Source organism: Candidatus Dependentiae bacterium, assembly GCA_013821315.1.
GTDB lineage: Bacteria > Babelota > Babeliae > Babelales > Babelaceae > JACDHA01.
Genome location: JACDHA010000012.1, coordinates 1 through 26086, shown reverse-complemented (window position 1 = coordinate 26086; position 26086 = coordinate 1). Strand labels below are relative to the sequence as shown.

29 protein-coding genes are annotated in these 26086 nt (G+C 37.2%); 20 read left to right on the top strand and 9 right to left on the bottom strand.

What is annotated here, in order from left to right:
- Window positions 1-90 precede the first annotated feature (90 nt).
- Window positions 91-636 (top strand): hypothetical protein, encoded by a 546-nt coding sequence (locus H0X48_03850; GenBank protein MBA3954424.1) that lies wholly within the window; start codon window positions 91-93, stop codon window positions 634-636.
- Here the strand turns inward: H0X48_03850 and H0X48_03845 are convergent.
- On the bottom strand, window positions 633-1631 hold the full coding sequence (locus H0X48_03845) for a hypothetical protein (GenBank protein MBA3954423.1): 999 nt from the start codon (window positions 1629-1631) through the stop codon (window positions 633-635). The genes H0X48_03850 and H0X48_03845 overlap by 4 nt on opposite strands.
- 94 nt (window positions 1632-1725) lie before the next feature.
- Here H0X48_03845 and H0X48_03840 point away from each other — a divergent pair, with 94 nt between their 5' ends.
- Genes H0X48_03840 through H0X48_03810 form a run of 7 tightly spaced genes read left to right on the top strand, consistent with a single transcriptional unit; the run spans window position 1726 to window position 7907 of the window.
- Window positions 1726-2955, top strand: a complete 1230-nt coding sequence (locus tag H0X48_03840; protein MBA3954422.1) for a type II secretion system F family protein — start codon at window positions 1726-1728, stop codon at window positions 2953-2955.
- A 33-nt stretch (window positions 2956-2988) separates the two neighbouring features.
- Complete coding sequence (locus H0X48_03835) at window positions 2989-3411, top strand: type II secretion system protein GspG (protein MBA3954421.1); 423 nt, start codon at window positions 2989-2991, stop codon at window positions 3409-3411.
- A gap of 8 nt (window positions 3412-3419) precedes the next feature.
- The gene (locus H0X48_03830; GenBank protein ID MBA3954420.1) at window positions 3420-3884 is read left to right on the top strand and encodes a prepilin-type N-terminal cleavage/methylation domain-containing protein; all 465 of its coding nucleotides are present in this window, start codon (window positions 3420-3422) and stop codon (window positions 3882-3884) included.
- Window positions 3881-4300, top strand: a complete 420-nt coding sequence (locus H0X48_03825; GenBank protein ID MBA3954419.1) for a type II secretion system protein — start codon at window positions 3881-3883, stop codon at window positions 4298-4300. The genes H0X48_03830 and H0X48_03825 overlap by 4 nt, the downstream gene beginning before the upstream one ends.
- Window positions 4297-5181, top strand: coding sequence for a prepilin-type N-terminal cleavage/methylation domain-containing protein (locus H0X48_03820; protein MBA3954418.1), 885 nt, complete (start codon window positions 4297-4299; stop codon window positions 5179-5181). The genes H0X48_03825 and H0X48_03820 overlap by 4 nt, the downstream gene beginning before the upstream one ends.
- A gap of 11 nt (window positions 5182-5192) precedes the next feature.
- Window positions 5193-6362: a hypothetical protein gene (locus tag H0X48_03815; GenBank protein MBA3954417.1), complete on the top strand. Its 1170-nt coding sequence runs from the start codon at window positions 5193-5195 to the stop codon at window positions 6360-6362.
- A gap of 24 nt (window positions 6363-6386) precedes the next feature.
- Window positions 6387-7907, top strand: coding sequence for an MCE family protein (locus tag H0X48_03810; protein ID MBA3954416.1), 1521 nt, complete (start codon window positions 6387-6389; stop codon window positions 7905-7907).
- A 36-nt stretch (window positions 7908-7943) separates the two neighbouring features.
- Here H0X48_03810 and H0X48_03805 read toward each other — a convergent pair whose 3' ends face one another.
- A complete protein-coding gene (locus H0X48_03805) occupies window positions 7944-8720 on the bottom strand; it encodes a hypothetical protein (GenBank protein MBA3954415.1) in 777 nt (258 codons plus the stop codon).
- 184 nt (window positions 8721-8904) lie between these two features.
- On the opposite strand from H0X48_03805, the gene H0X48_03800 reads away from it, so the two are divergent.
- The 3 genes from H0X48_03800 to H0X48_03790 all read left to right on the top strand — a co-directional run bounded on the left by H0X48_03800 (window position 8905) and on the right by H0X48_03790 (window position 11339).
- On the top strand, window positions 8905-9429 hold the full coding sequence (locus H0X48_03800) for a hypothetical protein (protein MBA3954414.1): 525 nt from the start codon (window positions 8905-8907) through the stop codon (window positions 9427-9429).
- A complete protein-coding gene (locus H0X48_03795) occupies window positions 9426-10112 on the top strand; it encodes an RNA methyltransferase (protein MBA3954413.1) in 687 nt (228 codons plus the stop codon). Before H0X48_03800 ends, H0X48_03795 begins: the two co-directional genes overlap by 4 nt.
- Window positions 10113-10208: 96 nt before the next feature.
- Window positions 10209-11339 (top strand): hypothetical protein, encoded by a 1131-nt coding sequence (locus H0X48_03790; protein MBA3954412.1) that lies wholly within the window; start codon window positions 10209-10211, stop codon window positions 11337-11339.
- 77 nt (window positions 11340-11416) lie between these two features.
- On the opposite strand, the gene ybeY is transcribed toward H0X48_03790, so the two are convergent.
- Together ybeY and H0X48_03780 are read right to left on the bottom strand one after the other, a co-directional pair.
- Window positions 11417-11866, bottom strand: coding sequence for an rRNA maturation RNase YbeY (ybeY, locus tag H0X48_03785; GenBank protein ID MBA3954411.1), 450 nt, complete (start codon window positions 11864-11866; stop codon window positions 11417-11419).
- Window positions 11863-14328 (bottom strand): valine--tRNA ligase, encoded by a 2466-nt coding sequence (locus H0X48_03780; protein MBA3954410.1) that lies wholly within the window; start codon window positions 14326-14328, stop codon window positions 11863-11865. The genes ybeY and H0X48_03780 overlap by 4 nt, the downstream gene beginning before the upstream one ends.
- 216 nt (window positions 14329-14544) lie before the next feature.
- Here H0X48_03780 and H0X48_03775 point away from each other — a divergent pair, with 216 nt between their 5' ends.
- The 3 genes from H0X48_03775 to H0X48_03765 are packed head-to-tail and all read left to right on the top strand — an operon-like array spanning window position 14545 to window position 16841.
- Window positions 14545-15267, top strand: coding sequence for a hypothetical protein (locus tag H0X48_03775; GenBank protein ID MBA3954409.1), 723 nt, complete (start codon window positions 14545-14547; stop codon window positions 15265-15267).
- Between the two features lie 25 nt (window positions 15268-15292).
- Entirely contained in the window at window positions 15293-16486 is a 1194-nt protein-coding gene (locus tag H0X48_03770) for a tyrosine--tRNA ligase (protein MBA3954408.1), read from the top strand.
- 10 nt (window positions 16487-16496) lie between these two features.
- Window positions 16497-16841, top strand: coding sequence for a hypothetical protein (locus tag H0X48_03765; GenBank protein ID MBA3954407.1), 345 nt, complete (start codon window positions 16497-16499; stop codon window positions 16839-16841).
- 53 nt (window positions 16842-16894) lie between these two features.
- Here the strand turns inward: H0X48_03765 and H0X48_03760 are convergent, their stop codons facing one another.
- From H0X48_03760 to H0X48_03745, 4 genes are all read right to left on the bottom strand, one after another.
- Window positions 16895-17503 (bottom strand): pentapeptide repeat-containing protein, encoded by a 609-nt coding sequence (locus H0X48_03760; GenBank protein ID MBA3954406.1) that lies wholly within the window; start codon window positions 17501-17503, stop codon window positions 16895-16897.
- Between the two features lie 87 nt (window positions 17504-17590).
- A complete protein-coding gene (locus H0X48_03755) occupies window positions 17591-18250 on the bottom strand; it encodes a deoxynucleoside kinase (protein MBA3954405.1) in 660 nt (219 codons plus the stop codon).
- 40 nt (window positions 18251-18290) lie between these two features.
- On the bottom strand, window positions 18291-19493 hold the full coding sequence (alr, locus tag H0X48_03750) for an alanine racemase (protein MBA3954404.1): 1203 nt from the start codon (window positions 19491-19493) through the stop codon (window positions 18291-18293).
- 76 nt (window positions 19494-19569) lie between these two features.
- Complete coding sequence (locus H0X48_03745; protein ID MBA3954403.1) at window positions 19570-20202, bottom strand: hypothetical protein; 633 nt, start codon at window positions 20200-20202, stop codon at window positions 19570-19572.
- A gap of 222 nt (window positions 20203-20424) precedes the next feature.
- Between H0X48_03745 and H0X48_03740 the strand changes: the two genes are divergently transcribed.
- From H0X48_03740 to ftsZ, 4 genes are all read left to right on the top strand, one after another.
- Window positions 20425-21174 (top strand): RNA methyltransferase, encoded by a 750-nt coding sequence (locus tag H0X48_03740; protein MBA3954402.1) that lies wholly within the window; start codon window positions 20425-20427, stop codon window positions 21172-21174.
- 163 nt (window positions 21175-21337) lie between these two features.
- Complete coding sequence (locus H0X48_03735) at window positions 21338-22084, top strand: hypothetical protein (protein ID MBA3954401.1); 747 nt, start codon at window positions 21338-21340, stop codon at window positions 22082-22084.
- Window positions 22081-23316, top strand: coding sequence for a cell division protein FtsA (gene ftsA, locus H0X48_03730; GenBank protein MBA3954400.1), 1236 nt, complete (start codon window positions 22081-22083; stop codon window positions 23314-23316). Before H0X48_03735 ends, ftsA begins: the two co-directional genes overlap by 4 nt.
- Before the next feature lie 15 nt (window positions 23317-23331).
- Window positions 23332-24594, top strand: coding sequence for a cell division protein FtsZ (ftsZ, locus tag H0X48_03725; protein ID MBA3954399.1), 1263 nt, complete (start codon window positions 23332-23334; stop codon window positions 24592-24594).
- Between the two features lie 75 nt (window positions 24595-24669).
- Here the strand turns inward: ftsZ and H0X48_03720 are convergent, their stop codons facing one another.
- Window positions 24670-24930, bottom strand: coding sequence for a hypothetical protein (locus tag H0X48_03720; GenBank protein ID MBA3954398.1), 261 nt, complete (start codon window positions 24928-24930; stop codon window positions 24670-24672).
- 104 nt (window positions 24931-25034) lie between these two features.
- On the opposite strand from H0X48_03720, the gene pgeF reads away from it, so the two are divergent.
- Entirely contained in the window at window positions 25035-25781 is a 747-nt protein-coding gene (pgeF, locus tag H0X48_03715) for a peptidoglycan editing factor PgeF (protein ID MBA3954397.1), read from the top strand.
- Between the two features lie 100 nt (window positions 25782-25881).
- A partial coding sequence (locus H0X48_03710; protein ID MBA3954396.1) for a hypothetical protein occupies window positions 25882-26086 on the top strand: 205 nt, incomplete at its 3' end.

Here is a 26086-nt window from a genome sequence, read left to right as displayed (position 1 = left end):
AATTTGGTACTATTAATCTGTAAGAGTGTACAAGTAGTATCTATAAAAAGCACTCTCTACTACTATTAAATCTACCACGAAAGAGAGATTATGAAAAACGTTATTTTATCTATATTTTGCCTATGGGCAACGGCAAATAGTTGTGTAAGGGCACAAAGCGCACCTGAAAGAACACTGTTTTTTTGTTGTTCTCCATCGGGCTTTTGCTCAGATGTTGGTTTTGAGCTTATAACTGAGTGTCAAGGAAGCTGTAGAGATTTTAGCCGCTGCCAAGCGCGATCTATTCAGTCTGTACCGGTAATTGCTGCCCCTTCTCAAGAATGTTTGTTCTCTCAACAACTATTTCAGTGGTTGCTCAGGGAATACCAATTATCAACTAGAACGATAGCTCCGGTAACACAAAGTTTAGTCCCTCAGTCTACCATACTAGAAACAAGCATTGGCAATCCTGGCATAGCGCCTTTTGCTGCAGTAGTACCAACTCAAGTAATTGCTCCTCTAGGTCGATCTAATGCACTAGCAGCTCCGGTTCAAATCAATAGTGCCCTTGTTAACAGGCCAGTTTCTAACTTTGTCACTGCTACAACTGACTCTGGCCCTCTAAGAACCGGTGCACCAACGCCAGGAGTACGTTAATTTTTAACTATAAGCCCCGTTTGGTACGCAGTAGCAGTAACTTGTGCTGCTATAACTGCTTGTTCAAGATGCTCTTTTTTAGAAGTAATAAAAGATTCTTGTTCTTTTAAAGAAAGAAGTAAGAGTGAACTTTGAGCTAGATCTTGCTGTATTGCACTATAAGTTTCTTGATTAAGTTCAGGACCCGCAGTTGACAATAGGTAACAAAACCGGTGTATAAGTGACCAATAGAGTGCTTCAAGTTCTTCGGTGCCTACAAGGCCGTTTACGGCTAATAGATCTTCAAGTTTATAAGAAAGTTCTTTTACACAAAGCCATATATCTTGTTGATCGTAAGGGCTCCAAATAACTTTGTTGAGTGCAATTTCTAAAAACTGCTCAACTGCCTTTTGCAATTCGTAGATGCTTATGTCTTGGTCATCTTGTGCATTTTGACGCATAGTTATATCATAGATAGTATAAGACAATTGTTTTAAGGTATCTTCAGAATTTTCCTTAAATTTTTTAAAGTCTTTTAAAAGAAAGTGATAAAGAGCTCGTTCGATTGCTTCTTGTTTGGCAGCTTTTTCTGATTCATGGAGCATAAGGGGCCTCATAAGCTCAGGTAGTTTGTCTGCAAGTATTAATAATGCATAAGTATTGACATGTGGTGTAGCTTTTAGTTTTTGACCAAAGAGTTTAAAGATTGATTTAGCATATAAGCGTGGCTGTGGGCTTTGGGTAGCAAAGCTTAGAAATTGTATAATATGAGAGAAATCAAGCGCAAGAAGATTTTCTGCATAAGCTGTGTGATTATAAGAATGAGTTATAAAGCTTGTAATACTTGCTCTGTTAAAATCTATAGGCCTAAAAGCACTATCATACAAAGAAGATGAACCTAATTGAGAGATATGTTGATTCTCAAAACCTTTTTGAGTATCTTTAGAGCAAGTAGCTTGCATAATGAGTAAAAAACTAGTGAAACTAATACAATAGATCGATGAGCGCAGTTTCATATAACTCCTTGAGAGTAAAGACACTTAAAACTTTGTAAATCAGGGTAACATGAAAATGGCCTGTTGTTCAAGCGCAGTTTAAAGGATTTTTTTTATGGCATTATATTTTTATCAAGCTTTTTCTAAAGAAGGCAAAAGAGTAACCGGTTATGTTGATGCTGCAACAACGCAAGCGGTACGCGACCAGCTTGCCAAAATGAATCTACTACCAACCACTATTACACCTGCGCCAAGCCAAACAGCACGTTTACCATTTTTTCAGCGTATTTTTCAACGTGGTGTAAGTCTTAAAGATAAAATGTTCTTTACCAAGCAACTTTCGGTATTACTTAAATCAGGTATTGCGTTAGTACAAGCTCTTGATCTGCTTGCAGAACAAACAGAAGGGCGATTACAATCTATTGTTATCTCGTTACGTGACGGCATAAAAGAGGGTCGTTCATTAGCTGATGAGTTGCAACGCTTTCCTGCAGTATTTGATACCATTTATATACAGCTTGTTAAAGCAGGTGAAGCAAGTGGCAAACTCGAGGTTATTCTAGAGCGTCTTAATGATTATTTAGAACGTACTGATGAAATGAGAGGGCGCATAAAAGATGCTATTAGATATCCGCTCATTCAGCTTGCTGTTATTGTTCTTATTACGGTATTACTTTTATGGAAAGTAGTGCCACAAATTGTAAGTACTTTAGAAAGTCAAAAAGTACCGCTACCAGCTCCTACGCGATTTCTTATAGCTCTTTCAACTTTTTTTACTCATAATATACTGTTTATAGCTGTAGGTTTAGTGATTATTATTGCAGGTCTCTATTTTTGGAGTCGTAGTGCGTCAGGAAGTTATACTATAGACAGATTAAAACTAAAACTGCCTCTTATTAAGTATTTTTCAAAAATGGGTGCTATAGTACAATTTAGTCGTACGCTGGGTATACTTATAGAAGGTGGCGTAAATCTTCCTGAAGCTCTTGGTATAGTAACCAAAATTGTAAACAATAAAGTACTTACCCAGCAACTTGAAATAGCGCGTGATAATATTATAAAACAGGGTAAAATGGCGCCCTATTTAAAAGAAACAGGACTTTTCCCACCAGTAGCTATCTATTTAATTAATACCGGCGAACAAAGCGGTCAACTAGATGCTATGCTATTAACCGTAGCACGGTATTACGAAGACGATCTTGAAGAAAGAGCTGATAGCTTGTCAGCATTATTAAACCCGCTTATGCTTTTGATTATGGCAGGTGTTATAGGATTTATTATTTTAGCGGTACTTGGTCCGTTACAAAACATAGGTAGTGTTGCTCAAAAGGCAACGAGCCGTTAATAAGTGATTATCTCTCAATACAGAAAGGATACTATGAAAGTACAAACGAACCATCTCAAACCAGGTTATAGTTTAATAGAACTTGGTATAGCGCTTGGTCTTATTTCTATGCTTATGCTTGGTGGCTTTGCTATCATTCGTCAAATAACGAGCAGCAATAATAAAAGTACCACAGAAAATCGTTTAAGAGCTCTTGATACAGAACTTGAACGTTACAAAATAAGTGTTGGCGATTATCCAAAAGATCTTGAAGAGCTCTTTCAAGCACCTCAAGGAGCTAATGCTAGAAAATGGAGTGGTACCAATTTAGAAGAAAAAGATCTAGAAGATGCTTGGGGCCAAAGATTTGACTACGCTCCTAATGGTAAAGGTGCACAGCCACCGTATGATTTAACTTCTAAAGGTGCTCCCGGATCAACTGCACCAATCTACTCAGCTCGTTCTCAAGAGGCATAAAAACTGATATGAAGTCAGGATTTAGCCTTATAGAATTAGTAATAGTTATAGCACTTATAGGCGTTATAACCGGTCTTATGTTACCTCGACTAAGAAAACGGGAAACGTCTGTAGGTCAAGATTTCATCGTGCGCCTGAATGCTTTTGTGCAAGAGGGCGCACAAGCTGCGTTACAGACAAGTCATGCACAAACGATAACGTTTAATTTTGCTTCAAATACTATTGAGCGTAGCCCCGAGCAAGGCCGTATGACCATGCCGAGTGAACTAGAATTTACTGATATTGTAATAAATGGCGAATCGCAACTTGCTACTGGTAAAGTTACCAAAACTTTTTTTTATATTTTACCTGACGGTACTGCTCAAGAGGTACGTATACTCTTTGTTGATCATGAACAAGAAAAATTACTACCAAATTCAGGTAACTATGAGCTTGTGCTTAACCCTTTTACTGTACAGTTTAAACTTTTATGAAAAGCTTTATCTCTAACTCGTGTAGTCGTGTAGCAGGTTTAACGCTTGTTGAGCTTATGTTTGCTATTGTACTTGTAGGGACAAGCACGTTGTCACTAGTAAAGTTACAAAGCATTTTGCTACGAGGTGTTTTTGAAGCACATGCTCTTGAAGAGCGTATAAGCATACTTAAAAATGTCTTTGTACAAGCTGACCGTGAAGGATGGCAAATAACCGCAGGTACCAAAAAAATTGAAGTAGCAGACCCTGAAACAAAAATTACCTATACACTATCAAAAAGTAGTGGAGAATCTGCTTTAGGTAAAATTTCTGGACTCTATAAAGAACAGGTAGAAGGTTCTTGGGACGATATTAGAGGAAATCGTCAAGAGAGTTTTATAAGCTTTAAGTTCTCTCCTAAGGAGCCAGTAAAATGAAGCAGGGATTTACGCTTATTGAATTATTAATAGCGGTATCTATCTCATCGATGCTTTCACTGAGCCTGTATAAGCTTATTCAACAAACACGCTTTGTTGTGTCTGATATTACCACTGTTATTGCTACTGATGTACCTTTAAGTGCTTTGTATGGGCAACTGGAAAAAGATATTACTGGTATACTCTATCCGTTTAGCGTTCAAAAAGAGCTTGAGCAACAAGCCCAGCAACCGGAAAAGCCTGCAGGCTACGCAGTTGAGCAAAAGTCACCTGAAAAGCCAGAAGAAAAAAAGCAGGAAGAAAAAAAATTACAAGATATTTTTTATATTAATCAAACAGATAACGGGCTCTTTTGGTCATTTTTAACAACCGGCGGTCTGCAAGCTATAACCAGTAAAGGTGAACTACAAGCTCGTCCCCTTATTAAACGTGTTGCTTATAGACTAGAAAAAGATCCAAGCGACCTGGGTACTTTTAGTTTATACTACAGCTCTAGTGTAGATAAGCTTGATTTAGATACCCTTAAAAATAGACCTCTAAAACAGTATTACGAACTTATTGGTTCTCTAAGGCAGCTTAAAATACAAACAACGGTGTTTGATGTGCCTGAAGCTCCAGAAGCACAGACAAATCAAGCTGATTCTAAACCCGAAGCACAACCCAAGACACCACAAAAGCTTGAAAATTGGAACGAAAAAGAAATTAAAGAAAAATATCGTACTGTTATTCCTGCCTTTGTTTCTTTAACAGGCAGCGTTGTAGTAGCCCAGACAACACGAGAAGTCCCCTTTGATTTTGCTTTTAAAGTGCCTGCTTATCGTATACCAGAGCCTAAAAAGCAAGTAAAACCTGTAGCTCCTTTAGTACCACCTAAACCTTAAAAGACACTACTATGGATAAGAAATCTGGTTATATACTTATATTATCGCTGATGCTTGTTTCTGTTGCTGTTACACTTATTACCAGTGTTGTGCAACGAGCTATAAGTTACCAGCGTCAAGCGCGCTTAGTGCTTGATAGAGAAAAAGCACGTACTCTTGCTCTTGGTGGTATTGAAATAGCACGTGCTCAATTAGCGCTTATTATTCCTAAAGAGCAAAAAAATGGGCCAGCTCAAAGCGCTTATGCTGGATCGTTACCGCAATCAAATCAATCGAGTAAGCCTGAAGATAAAACTAAAGAAGAAGAGGCTAAGCAGCCACCTCAGCAGCGTTGGTTTGGGCAGCTTGTTACTCTTATTAACGCGTGGCAGCAGTTTAGTTTAACTGACAAAGCTGACGGTATAGATGGCATAGTGCAGCTACACATATCTTCTGAACAAGGCAAATTAGCTATAAATCAATTACTACCGTTAATGCAACCGAAACCTGCAGCTCAAAATAAACCAACTCCTAATGGAGCGCCAGGGGCTAAACCTGCTACCCCTACTAATCCGCCTAATGCTCAAGCTCAAGAAACCAACAAACCCTTAGCAGTGGTACTGAATGAACTGTTAGCACCAGCTGTTGGTAATGGCCAGTTTTTTGCTTCTGTTGAGCAGCTTAAAAAACAGTTAGGTCGTGGCTTTGAGGATGCTACCGAGTTACTGCAAGCGAAAGATATGCAAACAGCATTTCAGGAGAAAATAACCCTTATGCCCGGTAAAAAGCCTGATAAACAAACAGTATATCTTACAGATCTTTTTACTATTCATTCAGGTTCTGGTAGGATTAATCCATGGTTTATAAGTAATTCGTTTGGCAGTCTTTTAGGTTTTACTCAAAAAGAGGGGCCACGTGACACAAAAGAATGGGTAAAAAACTTTAAGCCTTTTATGCAATGGCAAAGTGTATGGGATAAGCTACTGATGCCTACTTTTGGAAAATCGTATGCTAGTTTGCCTAAAGAAATAACTGCTTTGTTTTCGTTGCAATTTGAAGCAACAGCCTTTTTTGTGCTATCGTATGGTACCGTAGGCGGTATTACCCAGAAAGTTGCGGCTCTTTTAGAAAAAGATACAGTGCCTGCAGAACTCTCGCCACAAAGTGTTATTTTTAAGATCACTAAACTATATTGGTTATAAAAACTTTTTTTTTGAGGAACTACGTTGCATTTTAAAGCAGAAACAACTGTTGGTATTTTTATTATAGCAGCGCTTTGCGCATTTTTATATATGAGTTTTCAAGTAGGGTTTTTACGTTTTGATAAAGCTCGTTATGCAAGCTATACAGCTCACTTTAAAGATATTGCAGGAGTATCAAAAAAAGCAGAAGTTAAAATAGCTGGGGTAAAAGTTGGATGGGTTGACTCTGTGCAATTAGAGTCTGACGGCTCTAGCGTGAAAGCTGAGCTTAGAGTGCTTAAAAAGTATGCTCTTTACCAAGACTCTCAAGCTACCGTTAAGCAAGAAGGTATTTTGGGCGGTAAATTTGTAGAAATTGTACCAGGTAATGATACTACACCTCGTCTAAAAAGTGGTCAAACATTATGTTATAGTCCACGTGAATCTGTTTCGATGGACGATCTTATGCAAAGCTTTAAAAAGATATCTCAAAACGTTGAAGATGTAACACGAACGCTTAAAGAAGCATGTATAGATACTGATGGCAGTTCAAATTTAAAAAATACCCTAGGATTTATTAATGATGCTGCGCGTAAGATAGCGTGTATTAGTAATTCACTAGATAATCTTATTACACCAAATCAAGAGAGTATGCAAACTATAATACAAGATATTAGATCTGTTGCTGCTGAACTTAAAAATCAGTTACCTGAATTATGTAAAAATATAACATGTGTAAGTGATAACATTAATAACACAATGTTACCCCATATTCAAGCTAGTATAGAGCAGGTGGCTAGTAGTATAGAGTTAGCTACTGATCAGCTTACCAACGGTGTTTGTACTCAAGCAGAACAAGCTCTTGCTACAGTTAATTGTATAGCACAAAAAATTAATCAAGGTGAAGGTACCATAGGGCAACTCGTTAACGATACAGCAGCATACGAAAATATTCAGCATGTTGTCAGTGGTCTTGGTAGTGCAGTCAATACTTTAAAAAACTTAACTTTTGCAGTTGATTCTCATCTTGAGTGTCTTAAAGATGTCGGCTCAAAGACTGCATGTAAAGATTTTAAACTCTATGCTAATGGCAAGATTCAGTATAATAACGATCTCTATCTTTTAGGTGGTGCTACGTATTCTACTAGAGGTTTTATAAAACGTGACATACTACAAACACGTTCTTGTGATCTGTATGGTAATACAGGAAAATCACGTTCTGAGTGTTTTGAGTTTACTAAGCAACATTTAGATTCGCTTAAGCTAAATTTACAGCTTGGTAAAATATATAAGAATGCAGCCTTTAGATTGGGTATTTTTGAGGGCACTCTTGGATTAGCAGTTGAATATGCTGTGCCATTTGGTACACGTGGTGCATTTTTAACGAGTTTTGAAGCTTTTGATTTACGTGGACAAAATAGACTCTATTGCGATCGTAGACCGCATCTCAAATGGCTTAATAAGATTTATATTGGCTCTCATGCGTATTTAGCATTTGGAATTGATGATTTTGTAAGCAAATACAACAAAAGCGGCTTTATCGGTGCGGGCGTTACTTTGTGGTAATAAAAAAGCTTGGTAATTATACCAAGCTTTTTGTTTTTATAACAAAGGTTTTTGTATTTCTATTTTATGATCTACAAGCCAGGTAAAAAAAGTATTTTTAATATAAGCAAGTCTGTGCAATCTGTCAGGCGTTTCTTCTAAAAGCTTGTCATCAAACCATATAATTCTATTTATTTTATACAGCTGAACCTTTTTTATTAGTGATTTATAAAGATTAAGATATTTAATTTCTGTTTCTAAGTCACGCACAAAAGATATAAGCGGTGTAGTGAAGTCAAGAGGATTAGAAAGCTTGGTATAGGTATGTTGTATATCGTTTATCAATTGTTTTGCTAAAGTTGGTTGAGGTACGGTATATAATTCACTAAGGGTTTTTGTATTATGCCATTTGGACCAACAATCGGGAAGATAAAGATTGTGCCTTAGATATAAAAGAGTACTTTGTAGTGCTATATAACTAATACTTGCTACAGTAAGGGCAGTTGTAAATTTATTATGCATTATAACATGTGATAATGAGTTAATATGCTGCTGCGCTCGTTCTCGACTAGAATCAAGTAATTTTTGACGAGAAGAATTTTTAGCTGCAGACGCACTAGCAGATCTACTATCTGAGTTAACATGAACATTAATTGTAGGTGTAAAGAGAATATCATTGGGATTAAAACTTGTAGCGCTTTCTGTATGTTTTGAACCACTATTCTTTGGTGCTGCTACTGATTTGTTGAAAAAACCAAACCAAGTATAGCTTGTATTAAAGACGCTAAAAGTAAGTGTAAAAACGATTAAAATATAGTTAATCCGAGCGCTCATACTCTTGTCCTTATAAGTTAATACTGTGTAAATTAGTATAGTATCCTATAGAGCCTATCAAAAGTATATTTAAAACTACTATAATTAATGTAGTTATGTTTATTTATTCTGTTAGACCAACAGTTGCTGATCCTTTTAGGCCTGATACACTTATACTAGTACTAATTAATTTATGGGGGATTTCATGAAACAAAGCAATAGAGTACTTCTGTTTTTAATACTTATAGCAAGTACTCATATTAAAGCTGATGCATTAGAAAATGCTATCAAAGAGTCTAAGCTCAACGAATTTATAGAATTTTTTAATAATTCAGTTGTTGCGCGTACATTAAAACAGCAAGATGCTAAACGTTATGCAGAACTTGCTCAAGAAGTTTTAGGAGAGCGTTCGTCGTATCTTTTAAGGCGCTTTGATATTTACGATATTACTCGTATGGCTACGGGCTTTATGTTGGGAGCTTTAGGCTTTGAAGGTTTTCAAGTAGGAGTCAACAGCTGTAATGACAAAAATGGTGCTAAAATAAACGTAAGCACTGTTCATCATGCTGCTTTAGCTAGCTTGGGACTGGTGACTTTTTTGCTTGGTGCTGATCAGTTGCGTAAAGGTTATTTTAAGGATGACCGGTATGAAAAATATAAAAATTCTCTTGCTATACACACTATTTTACAAAGTACCCAACCTAACCATTGCCAATTAGAGACAGAATGACTATAGACGATAAAAAAAAGATTTTTGATGAATTTTGCCAGTACATAAGCCCTGAGCGCGCTGAAAAGATTATAAAAAATAGTGCAGAGCGAACACGATATATTACCATAGTGCTTGAAGATATCTATCAAGGCCACAATGCAAGTGCAGCTTTACGCTCAAGTGATTGCTTTGGCATACAAGACGTTCATGTTATTGAACAAAAGCATAGTTATAAATTAGCAGAAAATGTTGCTAAAGGGGCAAGTGATTGGCTGAATGTTAAACAATATAATGATAAAAATGTTAATAATACGCAAGTGTGCTTTGATGCACTACGTGCTCAAGGTTATAAAATAGTGGCCACCAGCCCGTGGAAAAATGACGTATTAATACATGAACTGCCATTAGACACTAAAACTGCTTTAGTATTTGGTACTGAGCAATATGGCCTGAGTGATTATGCGTTACAAAATGCTGATGCCTTTGTAAAAGTTCCTATGTATGGTTTTACTGAGAGTTTTAATATTTCAGTAAGCGTAGCTTTGTGTTTATATGAAACTACCAAGCGTATACGAGAAAGTAATATGCCTTGGCAATTAACTCCAGAAGAGCGTATTGAATTGCAGCTCTATTGGCTTGGTAGAACGACGCATAGATACGGACAAATACAAGCTCTTCTTAAGGGTGTCACTACCAGTTGACGTAGAGTTACTATAGGTAATACTTAACTTAAAAGAAGGTAGAGTAACGAAGCTAGAAAAATATAGTTTAGGCTCGTATGCTTTAGGATCCAATTCATGATGTTAAGTAAAAAAAATCGCAGTATGATCGCGCTTTGCCTTTTTGGGTTAACATTAGCGCAAACACGTGTTGCTCGGGGTAGTATTACTCTGGGCATTATTGCTGGAGTTGCAAGTGGTCTTACGCTTTTTGGTGGTGGACTGTGGTGGTACAACTCATCAGTTGATAAAGCTCAAAAGCAGCTTATAGAAGATAGTAAATTATTGTACACCAAATACAGCAGATTATACGCCGCAGAACTGCGTATTTTTAAAGATTGTAAAGATACACCTATGCTTGCAGCTACCCTACCTAATGGCGCTTTTAATGTGTATGTTACTGAGCTTTCAAAAAATCGTGCTACGGTACAAACGGCTTTAGTCTCTTTGCATGGTATTATTAGTTCAAAAAAAATCGGTGATACTCTTTCAAGGCAAGCACAAGAACAAATACAGTATTTGTCTGTTTTAGCTGGGCAACTTGAGAATTTCGCTCACTTTTTAGATGTGCATTATGGGTACTTTGAGCTGTATAAAAAGCATCAGACACTTGCATGGCATTATGCAAAAGAAATGGAAATTATTACGCGCTATGGTCAAAACGATCCTGATAGAGTGAGCAAGCAAGTCAAGGCGACTCTTTTGAGCTCGTGTAGCGACAGTTCCATTGCTTATCCTTACGTTACGTATAGCAATGGGGTACATGATGACCTGCGTGCTTTAGATAGCGCGTTAGAATCTTTTACACGAACTGAAGGACAAACAGTTGATGGAACTGCTGGTACACTTTATAAAAATAGTATGTCGTTGCGTTATGCATTAGAAACTATAAAAAACGTAGTAGCTCAAACACGTGAATATCAAGCACAAAGAGAACTCTATCAACAAGCATTACGTGCTCAAGCCTTAGTTGAAGCTGAACAACGTAAAGCTTTGGCTGAAGAGCAAAAAAATGCTATAGAAATGCAAAAGCTTGAAGAACTGCGTCGAGCAAACTCGTTACAGCAACAATCTATTTATGAACAACAGCGTCAAGCTCGCGCTTTAAAAGAAACAAAACAGCTGCTTAACCAGTCACTTGTTTCAGTTAATGATCACAATGCAAAGCAGCAATTAAAGCATATTCAGAAAAAGCTTAATAATTTATAAGCAAAGTATACTAAGATACAAAAAGAGCCCTGAAGCATTTAAGTAATTAGGGCTCTTTTTGTATCTTTAAGAGATGTTTAGATTAGCTTTTTAAGTAGCCAAGCTTCTTTGCCACGCATACGGCTGTAATCAGCATCTTCTATATGATCGTATCCAAGTAAATGACAAATACCATGGACAACTAGTACGCGTAAGCGTTTTTCAAGAGTAGTTTTATATTTTTCAGCTTCTTTTACTAAGTATTCCATGGATATAATTAAGTCACCGAGATTTTTATCTTCTTCTGTTGTAACTTTAATACGTTTACCAGCTTCTAGATAATTGTGATAACTAAAAGAAAGTACATCTGTAGCTTTATCTTTATCTCGGTATTGACGATTATAAAAACGTATAGTTTTATTAGTAGTCAACCAAATGCCAATATCAAAATCTTGATAATTTAAAGCAACAAGTAACTTTTGAACATCTTGACGTAGGTGCTCTACGTCAAGATGTATTTTTCTTTGGGTATTTTTAATAGTTATCATGAAATGGTTATTTCTCCATGCCAGAGTTCATCTAAAGCGGTAAGCTTGCTCGATGCGGCTTGAGAGCTATAGGTAATTTCATGCGCTTTAGTAACCGCTTTAAGCAAGGCCTCTTGGCCTTTAAGAGCTTGAGCTAGTACAGGATCTTGTACGTGTATTGCAAGAGTGGCTAATTCAGTTTTAAGTGAAAGTTGCTGCTCAGTTTTAAGTCTACGTACTTGGCTTATAATAGTTAAGATAGCTTCCATTACCGTAGTACTTTGTTCAAAAACGTACAGTTTCTGGAATCTTGTAAAGCGTGTTTGATGAAGAGACGGTGTGCCTACGGTTGCTTTGTAAATCAAGCCATAGAGCGTTTCTGTTACATGCGGTACAAAAGGAGCATACAGCTGTAAAATCCTTAAGCCTACTGTATATAATGTCCAACGAGTTGCTTCTACCTCTTGTGCAGTATAATTAGCAGGGTTCATAAGCTGATCTTTTATAATTTCTAGATAATTATCACAAAAATCATTCCAGAAAAACTTTTCTACTGCTGCTAAAGCTAAACTAAACTCATTAAGCTCAAAGTAATGGTTATAACTAGTAAAGCAGGTACTACTATTTTGTAGTAACCATGAATTTACAGGTCCTAAATGAGTTGGTACTTGATTTGTGTCAGGTGTATACCCCTCTAAGTAAGGTTGAGCAAACCTAAATGCGTTCCAAAGTTTAATAAGTAGTTTTTGGCCTATAGAGATTTGGCTTTCAGAAAATGCCATGTCATGGCCAAGAGTGCCTGAAGCTGTCCAGTAGCGTAAAGCATCTGCTGGATAAGTATTCAGCAATGTCTCGGGTGCTAGGGGGCTATTACCTTGAGATTTAGATATTTTCTCTTTTTCTGTGCTTAATACATGGCCAGAGATAACAATGGTATACCAAGGTATTAATTTATTATGCATCCAGCTTTTAACGATTGTATAGAATGCCCAAGTACGAATAATATCATGAGCTTGAGGACGCATGCTCATAGGCATAAACGGTTCTGCTTGAGCAAAAACATTATCACTATTTTTGTTATAAAGACCGGCTACTATATAAGGTGTTAGTGACGAAGTATTCCACGTATCCATAACATCAGTATCAGGTACTATGCTATTTTCACCAGGGCAGTTAGAGCACGTGCCTGGATAAGGAGTCTCTTGGGGGTCAATAGGCAAATCTTTAGGATCTGCAAGCAATGTTTCGTTACAGTTAGTACAATGCCACGCAGGAAAGGGGATACCATAAAAACGTTGACGGGACAGGCACCAGTCCCAGCTTATATTCTCAACCCAGTTTTTGTAACGGGATTTCATAAATGTGGGGTACCATTTAATTTCTTCAGCAAGAGCCAAGAATTCTTGCTTGTAAGCTAATACTTTTAAAAACCATTGTTTTAAGATTAAGTATTCGATTTCTCTTTTGCAGCGCTCATGTATATTTACGTTGTGCTTAATAGGCTTTTTGGCGAGCAACAATCCCGTTTGTTCAAGAACTTCTAGTACTTTTTCTCGTGCTGCTGCTACACGTAGCCCAGCGAGCGGCCCTGTTGATTCAACCCATTTTCCATCAAGACCAATAGATTGTCTGTAGGGTAAATTAAATTTTTTATACCATAAAATATCTGTTTTGTCACCGAACGTACAGCACATCACAAGGCCAGTGCCTTTAGCTGGATCAACATCTGTGTCTTCTAGTACGGGTACTTGGTAATTAAATAAAGGCACCGTTGCTGTTTTGTTTTTAAGGTGTTGGTAACGTGTATCTTCTGGGTGGTAAAGCAGAGCTACACATGAGGGTAGCAACTCAGGACGCGTGGTACCGATAACTAACTTTTCTTCATCGCACATAAATACTATATCATTAAACGTTGAAGGCTTTTCAGCATCTTCAAGTTCTGCTTGTGCTACCGTAGTTCTGCAGGTGGTGCAGTACAGAGCAGGTTCATCTTTGCGATAAATAAAACCTTTTTTATAAAGCTCTATAAAAGATTGCTGAGAAATTTTACGAGTACGCGCATCTATAGTTGAATAAGATAATGACCAATCAATAGAAAATCCTAAACGTTGCCACAATGCTTCAAAATGCTTTTCTACTTGAGCAGTTTCTTGAAGGCAAAGGTTAATAAATTCTGAACGTGCCATACCATGAGCATAGACATTATGTTTTTTTTCTACAAAACGCTCAGTTGGTAGTCCATTATCGTCAAAACCAAAAGGGTAAAAGACGCTGAATCCGTTCATTCGTTTATAGCGAGCGATAATATCAGTTTGTGTGTAAGAAAACACGTGACCTATATGTAATGCGCCTGATACCGTAGGTGGTGGTGTATCTATGCTATAAAGCGGCCCAGGATTATTGTCAGCGCTATAGGTATTTTGAGTGTGCCAAAGCTCTTGAGCTTGAGCTTCAGCTTGTAAGTGTTCGTACTTTTTATCCATATTAGTCAAATCTATCTCAATAAAAGTGGTATATTATATTATATTAATAATACTAGTAGCTGAAAAAGTGGTCAATTAGTTTAGTATATACTATTTTTGCAAGAGTTTTATATAAGTGCTTAAACAGGCTGTCCCAGTTGACCCTAGAGTAAAATTCTCTTAAACTAAAGCTACTTAAGTACACAAATAAAGCTCATTACAACGAAATATTTTTTTATGTCTAGTGTTGATATACTTACTTTTGCCTCATCGGCCGTTATTTTAGGTTTAGCCTACGTTATTGTTTGTACAGTAAATGGTTATCTACAAACATGGTTTATAGATAAGTTAGGAGATCCAACAGCTAAAGAGCTGGGCTATTTAGCTCTCAGTCCTGAAAGGCATATAGACCTTGTAGGCTTTATTGCCTGCGTATTATTAGGTATTGGCTGGCATATGCCGGTTCCTATTAATGCTCAGAGAATACAAGGTTATTTAAGGCTACCCCGTGTACTATTAGCTTATTTAACATCAACGTTATGTGCTCTTATATTGGCTATGGGAACGTTAGTTGTATCTCTAGCAGTATTTGGCGAGAATCCTACCTATCGTTTTTTAAGTATTGTTTTTCACTCTCAAGAAAAACTAGATTTCGGTCGGATTTTAAGTATTTTTGAAGGATATTCTTCTAGTGTAATACTTATTGGCCTGCTTATTGCTGCAAGCATTGTGCTTAACTTGTATATAGCTGTTCTTAATTTTATTTACAATATGATACGACTGTTTCTTTTTATTGGCGTTGAAAAATCGTATACTTACGCAAACCATTCTGAAAACATTTTAACTTTTGGAACGTTGCTGGGTTTTTTTCTCTTTAAGCCTTTTGTTTCAAATATATTTTTTAGCTTGATTATAAGAGCAGCTCATTATATTACCTATTTTTTAGGCATACTATCTTAACTTTTTAAAAACATAAGAAACTAACATGAACAAACAAGAAGTTTTGGAAAAACTACGTGCTGGTACAGAACAAGTTATTCCCCAAGAAGCGTTTATAAAAAAATTAGAACTTGGTAGGCCTTTGCGCATTAAATTAGGTGCAGATCCTACGTCAGCTGATCTTCATTTAGGCCACGCGGTAGTACTTTCTAAATTGCGTCAATTTCAAGATATGGGCCACGAAGTTATTTTTTTAATTGGTGACTTTACTGCACGTATTGGCGATCCTACAGGCCGCTCAAAAACACGTCCAGCGCTTACTGATGAGCAAATAGCTTATAATACAGAAACCTATTTTAATCAAGTAAGTAAAGTACTCGATCCGGCAAAAATTACTATACGCTATAATTCTGAGTGGCTCGATAAGCTTTCTAGTCGCGAATGGGTAAGCTTATGTGGTAAAGTTACTTTAGCTCGTTTAATTGAGCGAGAAGATTTTGCAACACGTATAGATGCTCAGCAGCCTATTGGTTTTCATGAACTACTCTATCCACTTATGCAAGGGTATGACTCGGTAGCACTGCATGCTGACGTTGAGCTTGGTGGCACTGATCAGACCTTTAATTTACTTATGGGACGTTATTTACAAGAGCATTATGGTCAAGAACCGCAGGTTATATTAACTGTACCGTTGTTAGAAGGCCTTGATGGTATTAATAAAATGTCTAAATCCCTGGGTAATGCTATAGGCCTTTCTGAGCCTGCAGGTGAGGCATATGGTAAATTAATGTCACTTTCGGATGACCTTATGTGGCGTTATTACAGTGTAGTGCTCCATAAAACTGCTCAAGAAATAGAGAGCATGAAACATGATGTTGCTCAGAATATTGCACATCCTATGGTACTTAAAAAAGCATTAGCACACGCTATTATTACTCGTTTTTGGTCACCTCAAGAAGCAGATGTAGCTCAACAAGTATTTGAAGAGCTCTTTCAGAAAAAAGATTATAGTAATGCCCAACAAGTGGATTTGTCATCGTTTTATAATAAAGACATTTGGATACTAGATATATTAAAAGAACTTGAAGCCGTAACAAGTTCATCAGAGGGGCGTAGGTTGGTTGAAGCTGGTGCAGTAACTATAAATGGCGAGAAAATCGTTGATCCTAAAAATCATACTATGCTAAAACCAGATATGTATATTAAAGTCGGAAAACACCGTTTTTATAAAACTATTTAGGTAATAGAGTATGTTAAAAAATCAATGCTTAATGTTTGCTTTACTAAGTTTATTTATTGTCTGTTCAGCTCAAGGAGTAAAATTTGTTGAGCTGTTTTTTAGTAGTGAGGCTTCTAAGCCCTCTAAAATTGATAGCTGTGAAGCAAAAATAAAAGAAGTTAATGAAAAACTAGGCGTAAAAGTTACTAGCCACTGTATTGGTGGAGGTGTCTACTCATGGACAATAAGTGTGCCTGATGCTGTTTGTTTAAAAACTTTAAAAGATAACTACGCAGCTGCTTCTATGACCCAAAACGATGGTGATAGGGCAATAATTCAGGAAATCAAGCTGCTATTTAATCGTGAAGATATCTGATTTTAGCTCACTTTATAATTAAGAATCAATTATTATTGGTTCTTAATTATTTTTTAAACTAAAGCTCCTGCATTTTTTAAAAAGAGCTTCCATTGCTCAGATAAGTTTTCTATACCCCGAAAATCTGAATCTTGAAGCTTCGCGCCCTTAAAGTTTATGCCATCTAAGCTTTTTATCTGGCTAAAATTACAACTACGTAGATCAGCTCCTTCAAAATTTACATTACTAAGTGATGTTCGTTTAAATTTTACTTCAACTAAAATAGCTCCCATAAAATTTGCTCTATCTAAGACAGCATCAGTAAGCTTTACTTTATAGAGCTGAATATCCTCTAAATTGGCGTCTTTTAAGTTACTTTCACTTAAGTCCGTTTCAGCAATAAGAGCTTTCTGTACTTGAGCTCGTTCTAGGTTTGCTCCTCGCAGATTTGAATCTAAAATAGTTATGTCGCCCATAGTGGCATTATACAAGTTTACTTTTGCAGCACTTGTTGCTATCCACAGATTGTTATGGATATCTGCTCTTGTTAGATTGGCATTTTCTAGATCGCCATTAATAAGTATTCGCTCTTGAGGATTTTTGGCACGTTCAATATCTTTTTTATTAAAAGCATGCACAACCAAGGTTATACACATAAGGGCAAGTATATAGTTGTATTTCATAACGACTCTCTTTTATTATACATCGACTATTAATTTTATATTAGTATTAAATATAGCAAAAAGGCTTGTTTGAAAGCAAGAGTATAGTTAGAGAGTAGCTTGCATAAATTCTGCGACTGCTTGAATATGTTTTTTAAGAAGTTCAGGATCTTTTTCAAACTCTTCGTTGCAATCTAAAATCAATACCGGGATCTTTTGTAAGCTAGGTAAGATACCCGCTTTTTCAACTAAAAATTGTTCATGGCATGTATCTATTTGTTGCAAATACTCAAGAGGAATACCGCTTTCGCCTGAGCGTTTACGTTTTTGTATACGAGCACTGGCTACTTCGGGTGCAACTTTTAGATAAATAAACCCTCGAGGAGGAGTGCAATGGTTAGGAATTAAGAAGTTAAACCAAGAGTTATACATAGTCCATTCAAGCTGTGTGAGAAAGCCGCTTTGATAATCATTGTAAGCAAAACAGTAGTGCCCTGAATAAATAGAGCGTTCAATAAGCCGAAAAGGAGAGGTATGTTGTTGTTCTTTAAGATGTTCAGTTACTCGACAGGCCATGGCTAACGTTTCCATGCTATAGGCCCAGCGCTGTGGTTGTTGGTAAAAGCTTGAGAGTAACGATTGACCCTCTTGATTGCTTTGCCAATTATGAATTGGCTCAAAAACAACCGCTACATAAGACAAATGCTCTTGAATAAGCTTTAAAAAAGTTGACTTGCCAGCTCCAATATTTCCCTCAACAATAAACATGCTTAATATTCTCTAGGTGTCTTTATGTGTGTTAAAAAGATTACAGTATATTTTCAGTATACGGTACTTCTCGAGTTTTGGAAATGTTTAATGGCAACTGATTTTGTGGTAGTATAACGCGCGGTAACGAGCTGCTAATGCGTGTTGCTATTTCATTAGGTATGGTACTTGCGTAATCTGCTACTTGTATTAAGCTTATCTGCTCATGTCCTACAAGGGTAACTATGTCGTGCATTGTAACGTTAGGTATAGCGGTTATATCAATTGCTGTTAGATTCATACTTACTATACCAACAACGGGTGCTTTTTGGTTTTTAACAACCACAAAACCGTTGTTTGATAATCCTCGTGGATAGCCGTCCCAGTACCCTACTGGTAGTAGTGCAATAGTGCTTTGTCGACTGGTTTTATAGGTACAGTTATAGCCAATATAAGAATCTTTAGGTATCTGCTTGATTTGAGCTATATGCGTTTTCCAGCTCATAACAGGCTGCAAATTAAACCCAGGATAGAGTGTTGAAACTAATTGTTGCTGCTCATGTGATTTCCACATACCATACGCTAAAGCACCAGCACGAAGAAGATTATACTTTTGTGAAGTTGCAATCGATAGACCGCTTGAGGATAATGCATGGCTTAGAGGTATACGTATACCAACAGATTCAAGTTCTAAAAGCACAGCATTAAAACGCGCTAGTTGCAGCTGACTAAATGTTGCATCAGGGTTTGCTGTGTCACATAGGTGGGTAAATATGCCATATATAGTAATATGTGAAAGTGTTTGTAGCTGCCGTATAAAACTAACCACTTGTTCAGGTGGTACGCCTAATCGAGACATGCCCGTATCAACTTTAATGTGAACCGCTAGCGGTTTTCCTACATGTTGAGCAGCTTGATTAAGACCGTAAGCTGTGTGGTAATCATAAATACCACAATGAATGCCATACTTAGCAGCACTTTCTGCGTCAGCATCAAGATACGAAAGAGCAAGAACTTTTTTAGTTGTTTTGCTTTTAATTTTAAGATCTAATGCTTCTTGAAGACCAGCAGTACAAAGCCAAGAAATTTCTGGTAGTTGTTCAGACAGTTGAGCAATTTCATGCATACCATGGCCATAGGCATTGCTTTTTACTACAAGAGCAAGCTCAGTTGATCCTAATAGAGCACTTAGTTGCTGTATGTTATGTCTAAAAGCAGACTCGCTTATTTCAAGCCAACTTCTTTGGGTTGATAATCCTGTCATGCGCTCTACTTTCTTATAAATTAAAAGACCCAGACGCAAAGTCCAGGCCTTTTAGTTGTTTTACTCTATAACTTTTTTATGCATGAGCTATAGCAATTTTAGCTTGCTTTTTTTTGGCAAACGAAAGTATAAAGAAATTATCTTTGGTTTCTGCTTTTACACTGTTAACATCAACAGTTTGTGGCAGTAGGTGGCCACGTGTTACAAGATCACTAAAATAGCTTACCTGACGTGGTGTTCTATTAGATGTAGTGTTTTTTTCGTTTTCAACTTGAGCGTCTTGAGTATTAGTCTCTTTTTTAATTTCAATACGACGTGAAATTTCAAGATAGTTATGTGCAACTCTAAAGTCTACACGACCATCTTGAGCAGGAATAGTGCCTTTAAGTATGTTGTCTTCTACCGTAACAGAGATGTTTTTCTTATCTATGGCAGGGATAGGGAACTTAATTATAACACTGTTCTCGTCTTGAGTGATTTCAGGTTTTATGCTGGTAATATTTTTACGTGCTTTTTTAAAAGCTTCTGCTTCTGGAGTATTGAGAGAAACAGGTGTATGAGACCAGAATTGCTGTTGCATGCGATTCATTTGTTCATGCATGTGTTGCATTTCTTCAAACATATCATCAAAGATAAAGTGACGTAAGCGCGCTTGGGTTACAGCTACGGTGCTTAGAAGGGTAAGCGCTAATGTAAGAGTCTTTTTCATAAAGGATCTCCTGTAATATAATATAAAATAAAATATAATTACACTCTTTTTAATAATAATAAGTATACTCTTGCTAGAGCCAAAAAGCAAGACCTAGCTTTAATTTTTTTATTTAGTTAACAATGTTGCATAATAGAATTTATAGCATGGTTACTTTGCATAAAAATTAAAAAAACCGTATTGTTAGTACTATAGATATAAAATTTTAACTACGGATACACGATGATCAAAGCGCATAAAGCAGCAGTAAAAAAAGAAAAAGTTCAAGAATTAGTTTTTGGGATACACCCTATTGTTGAGTTACTTAAAGCCAAACGACGCAAGCTTTATACTATTTATACGACTAAGCCTACTCCTAAAGCGTGGGATCTTATAGCGCCCCTGCTTTCAAAAGAAACACAGATTCAATATGTAAGTCGTGATATTATAACACGTATGGCTGGCACTACTGATCATCAGTCAGTTATTGCCTGGGCTGGACCATTTTGTTATCGACGCAAATTTTTTGAAACAGATAAAAGTCCCTTTTTAGTTATGCTTGATAGTGTACAAGATCCACGTAATCTTGGTGCTATTTTGCGTACTGCTTATTGTACGGGTGCTGGTGGAGTAATTATTTGTCAAAAGCAAGGTGCACCTCTTAATGCCGCTGCTTTAAAAGCATCAGCAGGATTAGCTGAATATTTAGAAATTTATGAAGCTCCTTCGGCTGTAGCGGCAGTACAAGAGCTGAAAAAAGCCGGTTATACACTGTATTTTACTGCGCTTAATGGCGAAGATGCTACCACCGTAAGTTATCAACCTAATTTGTGTGTTGTAATTGGTAACGAAGCAACCGGAGTTGCAAAAAATTTGTTAAGTTCAGGTCTTACGGTAAAATTACCACAAAGAGTTGCAGACATTTCTTATAATGCATCAGTTGCTGCAGGTATTATATTGTTTATGGTAGCGCATCAGCAAGGTAAAATTTAAAAATTTTAGAAAATTATTTTTTGCTATTAAAAACCCTTAAGCCTAAAAACTTGAGGGTTTTTCTTGCTTGTAAGTGCAAATAAATAACTAAATTCTTGACTCAGCGTAGTATTAAACGATATGAACATATTAGTACCACCGTTGTCAAGAGTTAGGGGGATCTATGGGAGCCTTACAGCGGGTAACAGGTATCTTAAAAGTACTAGGCTTATGTGCAGTGGGGACTGCCGGAGCCTATGGCGTTAAGCGTCTTTTAAGACCCTGTACTCTTACTATTACATTTGATATCTGTATAGCAACAGAATCACGCACTGCGCTTAAAAACAGTATTACACCTGAAGTTCTTATAAAACAAAGAGCATCTGGGTTACAACAAGAGCTTGCTAAGCTCTTTCCAGCTTTGCGCGCACTAAGTATTGCTTATGATGCTTCTGGTAGAGCACGTGTAGCTATTAAAGCGTATACGCCATTACTACAAGTTATTTCTCACAAGCCTCAAGACAATACTAAAGGCTACTGTATTGCTAGTAATGGAAAACTTGTACCTAGTGTTCTATTTAAGCCTGAGGCGCTTGCAGGACTTCCTGCTCTTTACGTTGTGTCTTATGGTGTGCTTGATGCTTGTATCGGCTCTATAGAAAAAGAGTTATTACCACTTTTGAGTACAAGCATAGTGGCCTCTCTATTTAATAATTATACAGTTACTTGGCATTCAAAAAACAAGCTCACGCTGGTAAGTTATACACATCCAAAAGTAACGATCATTGCTGATTGTAGTGCGCTTAAAACAAAAAAATTAGGGTATGCCGAGCGTATTTATAAAAGTATGCAGAAAGAAGGTGCAATAACAGTAGATATTCGTTTAGGGGACTTTATAGTTTGTGCACACCTAAAGGGGGGTGGAATATGAAATCGCACAATACAGAAAATTTGTTGGTTGCTCTGGATGTAGGAACGACCAAAATTTGTGTTTTAGTGGCTCAAAGACTTGCAGCTAATAGCTTGCACATAGTTGGTATTGGAAAAGCACCATCGCATGGTGTATCACGTGGCGTAGTAACTGATATTGCTCAAACAGTACATGCTATAAAACAAGCGCTTAAAGAAGCTGAGCTTATGGCAGGGTGTACGATAGAATCTGTGTATGTTGGTATTTCCGGTGCACATATACATTCTCTTAATTCCCAAGGCATGGTACCTATAAAGCAAGGCTGTGTTAAAACGCATGATATTGCAGCAGTTTTAGCAGCAGCACGTGCAGTAGTTATTCCTGAAGGACAGCAAATTGTGCATATACTGCCTCAATACTATACCATTGATGGGCAACAAAAAGTAACTGATCCGTTGGGTATGTTTGGTGTTCGTCTTGAGGCTAATGTCCATATTATAACTGGCTCTATTGCGTCAGTGCAAAATTTGGTGCGGTGCTGTGAAATGGCGGGCGTTAAAGTAGCAGATATTATTTTAGAGCCACTGGCATCAGCGGACGCAGTGTTAAGTGCTGATGAGAAAGAGCTTGGTGTAGGAATTTTAGATATTGGTGGTGGCACTTCTGATTTTGCTGCTTATCAAAATGGCAGTATTAGGCACACTAAAGTATTTGGTATTGCTGGTAATCATTTTACTCATGATATAGCTCTTTGTTTACGGACTACTATAAAAGATGCTGAAAGAGTTAAGCATGAATTTGGCAGCACGATAGATTTTCTTTCAACAAATCAAGAACGCTTTGAAGTTGAGATGGTGCATGGGCAATTACGTAAAATAGTAAGTGTTAATGAGCTGGTTGCTATCATTGAGTCGCGCGCAGTTGAACTTATGTATATGGTAAATCAAGAAATCTCTAAGAATAATCTTGCACATTTAATCCCTGCTGGTATTGTATTAACTGGAGGAGGCTCCTTACTGCGTGGTATAGAGTATACTGCTCAGTCGTTAATGCATATGCCGGTACGGATTGGAAACCCACATGTACCAGCTCTATGTAAAGAGTCATTAGATAGTCCCTTATATGCTACAGGGTATGGTTTATTGGTATACATGCTCCATAAACAAAAGTCGGTTCCTCTAGATCATCTGGCCGGACCGTTAATGAGCCGTATCTTGTGGCGTATGAAGTCATGGGTTTCAGATTTTTTCTAAAAAAGGAGATAGGCTATGATAGATTTTGAATCTGAAAGTGTCAGTCAGCATATGCCGATTGCGCGCATAAAAGTTCTTGGTGTAGGTGGTGGCGGAAGCAACATGGTTAACAGCATGATTGATGCTGGTTACTCAAGTGTTGATTTTATCGTTACCAATACTGATGCTCAAGCACTTAAAATATCTAAAGCACCGCATAAGATACAGCTTGGCGTAAAATCAACTAAAGGCTTAGGAGCAGGAGCTAATCCTGAAGTAGGCCGTCGTGCAGCTGAAGAAGATATCGATAAAATACTCGATTGTTTAGATGATGCTGACGTAGTGTTTTTAACCGGTGGCATGGGTGGCGGTACCGGATCAGGTGCTCTGCCAGTTATTGCTCGTGCGCTTAAAGAAAAAGATATTCTTACTATTGCTGTGGTTACCAAGCCTTTTGTGTTTGAAGGAAAACGGCGTATGAAAGTAGCTCAAGAGGCTCTTGATCTGCTTAAACGTGATATCGATACGCTTATTGTTATACCAAACCAAAAGCTTATAGATGTTGTTGATCAAAAAGTATCTCTTATGAATGCTTTTTCAATGATCAATACCATACTTAACCAATTTGTCCGTTCTATTGCCGATATTATTTCAAAGCCTGGCCACATAAACGTAGATTTTGCTGATATTAGAGCTATTATGAAGCAAAAAGGATTTGCAATAATTGGCAGTGGTAGAGCAAGTGGCGAAGATAGGGCACGTGAAGCTGCTCTGCAAGCTATTTCTTCTCCGCTTCTTGATAGTATGCAAATTGCGGGAGCACGTGGTGTACTTTTAAATATCACTGGTAATAAAGATCTCGGTCTTCATGAGCTGGGTGCCGCTGCTTCTATTGTGTATGAGCAAGCTCATGAAGATGCAAGTATTATTTTGGGTTCCGTAATTGATGAGTCTCTGGGTGACGAAATAACGGTAACAGTTATTGCTACAGGGTTTTCGCAACCAGGCGCTGATGTAACGCTTGATATGCGCGAAATGAGATCACGCTTTTCTGAGCCTAGTCGTTACGCACAACCAGAAGTACGTGCTGAACCTAAACCAGAGCCTCGTGTTGAAACTCGTTATGAGCAACGCCCTGAGCCGAGATTTGAGCAAGTCGTAGAGCAAAGAACAGAAGCAAGATCTGAATCGATTATGCCTGCTGCTACTCCAATACAAGAAAAACCGTCATTAGATCTTAATAATTTAGATATTCCTGCAATCATGCGCCGCTTGGCACAAGAAAAACAGATGTCTTAAATTTTTTACGAGTAAGAAGACACCGGCGTCTTCTTACTCGTTTTATGGTACTTAGTGGTAAATAGGCGTTAGCACTTAAATACCGAGTTTTTCAAAAAGATCTTCAGCATTTTCTGCTTTAATAAGTTTTTTTCTAGCTTTAACTTCTTCTATTGCTTTAATAGTTTCTTCGTTTGGCTCATGGTTACCGTACTTGCATTCTTCTACGAGTTCTAATGCTTCTAGTACTATTTGGCGCATAGATACGCCCAACTCAGCAGCAAGCCTTTTAAGCTTTTTATGCTGAATCTTAGGTATATCAATTGATATACGAGAAAGTCCATTTTTATTATTCATAAGTAAATCTCCTAGTATGATTACTATTTCCATAGTACCACAAATGTGTAAATGTGCAAATAAAAACATTGTAAGCTCAGAAATCCTGCTATATACTAAAGCGCATGAAGATACACAAAAATAACATAACTATTTTTTTTGGTGATGCTCAGCATCCTATCGATAGGGAATTTTTTAATCAAGCTAAAACTCAAGCAGAACTTGAGCAAGAGAGTTCTTTACACTATAGTAAGCAAGCATTAAATATTGAAAGTTTATTTTTTACTAAACAAATACATAGTGCTCAAGGCATTATAATTTCTCAAGAAAATTACACTAGTTTTTTAACTATGCAGCCTGAAGGAGACTTTTTAATAACTAATAAAACTCATGTGGGTCTTGGTATCTATACAGCTGATTGTTTGCCTATTGTTATCTATGATCCTGAGCATCATGCAGTAGCTCTTGCTCATGCAGGTTGGATGGGCTCTGTGCAAGAAATAGCGGTTAAAGCAATGCAAGCTCTTGAAAAAACGCATGGTAGCCAAAAAAATAAAGTACACGTGTATTTTGGTCCAGCAGCAGGTGTCTGCTGTTATATCGTGCAGCCTGACTTTAGAGAAAATCTAACTAAATTTAGTTTTGCGGACCAAGTTATTATAAAACATGATAACCAGCTTTATTTTGATCTACTATTGTTTAATAAGCTTCAGCTGGTTAAGTATGGCGTTAGCTTAGAAGCTTTTAATCAAAGCTACACTCAGTGTACAATACACAACGCATCTTTTTGTTCATATAGAAGAGATAATAAAAATACTGCTCGCAACGTGACTCTAGTGGCTCTTAAAAATCAGCAAATTGATACTCTCTAACCTTGCTAATGACGATCTGTTGTTTTTATGCTATAATCACACTTATTTGGTGAGTAGCTCTGATCTAAACTTAAAAAAGACCCGATCTAAAGGATAAAAAATGATTTCAGCCCTGTTAGCAAAAGTATTTGGAACTAACAATTCGCGGCAGCTTAAACGCTTGCAGCCGCTTGTTGATAAAATTAATTCACTTGAAGCTCGTATACAAATTCTCTCAGACGAGCAGCTTGCTTTTAAAACCAACGAGTTTAAAGAACAAATAGAGCGTGGTAGAACTCTAAACGATATTTTGCCAGAAGCTTTTG

Coding starts and splice junctions, on each gene's coding strand:
- H0X48_03850 (MBA3954424.1), top strand. CDS start 91: ATGAAAAACGTTATTTTATCTATATTTTGCCTATGGGCAACGGCAAAT.
- H0X48_03845 (MBA3954423.1), bottom strand. CDS start 1,631: ATGAAACTGCGCTCATCGATCTATTGTATTAGTTTCACTAGTTTTTTA.
- H0X48_03840 (MBA3954422.1), top strand. CDS start 1,726: ATGGCATTATATTTTTATCAAGCTTTTTCTAAAGAAGGCAAAAGAGTA.
- H0X48_03835 (MBA3954421.1), top strand. CDS start 2,989: ATGAAAGTACAAACGAACCATCTCAAACCAGGTTATAGTTTAATAGAA.
- H0X48_03830 (MBA3954420.1), top strand. CDS start 3,420: ATGAAGTCAGGATTTAGCCTTATAGAATTAGTAATAGTTATAGCACTT.
- H0X48_03825 (MBA3954419.1), top strand. CDS start 3,881: ATGAAAAGCTTTATCTCTAACTCGTGTAGTCGTGTAGCAGGTTTAACG.
- H0X48_03820 (MBA3954418.1), top strand. CDS start 4,297: ATGAAGCAGGGATTTACGCTTATTGAATTATTAATAGCGGTATCTATC.
- H0X48_03815 (MBA3954417.1), top strand. CDS start 5,193: ATGGATAAGAAATCTGGTTATATACTTATATTATCGCTGATGCTTGTT.
- H0X48_03805 (MBA3954415.1), bottom strand. CDS start 8,720: ATGAGCGCTCGGATTAACTATATTTTAATCGTTTTTACACTTACTTTT.
- H0X48_03800 (MBA3954414.1), top strand. CDS start 8,905: ATGAAACAAAGCAATAGAGTACTTCTGTTTTTAATACTTATAGCAAGT.
- H0X48_03795 (MBA3954413.1), top strand. CDS start 9,426: ATGACTATAGACGATAAAAAAAAGATTTTTGATGAATTTTGCCAGTAC.
- H0X48_03790 (MBA3954412.1), top strand. CDS start 10,209: ATGATGTTAAGTAAAAAAAATCGCAGTATGATCGCGCTTTGCCTTTTT.
- ybeY (MBA3954411.1), bottom strand. CDS start 11,866: ATGATAACTATTAAAAATACCCAAAGAAAAATACATCTTGACGTAGAG.
- H0X48_03780 (MBA3954410.1), bottom strand. CDS start 14,328: ATGGATAAAAAGTACGAACACTTACAAGCTGAAGCTCAAGCTCAAGAG.
- H0X48_03775 (MBA3954409.1), top strand. CDS start 14,545: ATGTCTAGTGTTGATATACTTACTTTTGCCTCATCGGCCGTTATTTTA.
- H0X48_03770 (MBA3954408.1), top strand. CDS start 15,293: ATGAACAAACAAGAAGTTTTGGAAAAACTACGTGCTGGTACAGAACAA.
- H0X48_03765 (MBA3954407.1), top strand. CDS start 16,497: ATGTTAAAAAATCAATGCTTAATGTTTGCTTTACTAAGTTTATTTATT.
- H0X48_03760 (MBA3954406.1), bottom strand. CDS start 17,503: ATGAAATACAACTATATACTTGCCCTTATGTGTATAACCTTGGTTGTG.
- H0X48_03755 (MBA3954405.1), bottom strand. CDS start 18,250: ATGTTTATTGTTGAGGGAAATATTGGAGCTGGCAAGTCAACTTTTTTA.
- alr (MBA3954404.1), bottom strand. CDS start 19,493: ATGACAGGATTATCAACCCAAAGAAGTTGGCTTGAAATAAGCGAGTCT.
- H0X48_03745 (MBA3954403.1), bottom strand. CDS start 20,202: ATGAAAAAGACTCTTACATTAGCGCTTACCCTTCTAAGCACCGTAGCT.
- H0X48_03740 (MBA3954402.1), top strand. CDS start 20,425: ATGATCAAAGCGCATAAAGCAGCAGTAAAAAAAGAAAAAGTTCAAGAA.
- H0X48_03735 (MBA3954401.1), top strand. CDS start 21,338: ATGGGAGCCTTACAGCGGGTAACAGGTATCTTAAAAGTACTAGGCTTA.
- ftsA (MBA3954400.1), top strand. CDS start 22,081: ATGAAATCGCACAATACAGAAAATTTGTTGGTTGCTCTGGATGTAGGA.
- ftsZ (MBA3954399.1), top strand. CDS start 23,332: ATGATAGATTTTGAATCTGAAAGTGTCAGTCAGCATATGCCGATTGCG.
- H0X48_03720 (MBA3954398.1), bottom strand. CDS start 24,930: ATGAATAATAAAAATGGACTTTCTCGTATATCAATTGATATACCTAAG.
- pgeF (MBA3954397.1), top strand. CDS start 25,035: ATGAAGATACACAAAAATAACATAACTATTTTTTTTGGTGATGCTCAG.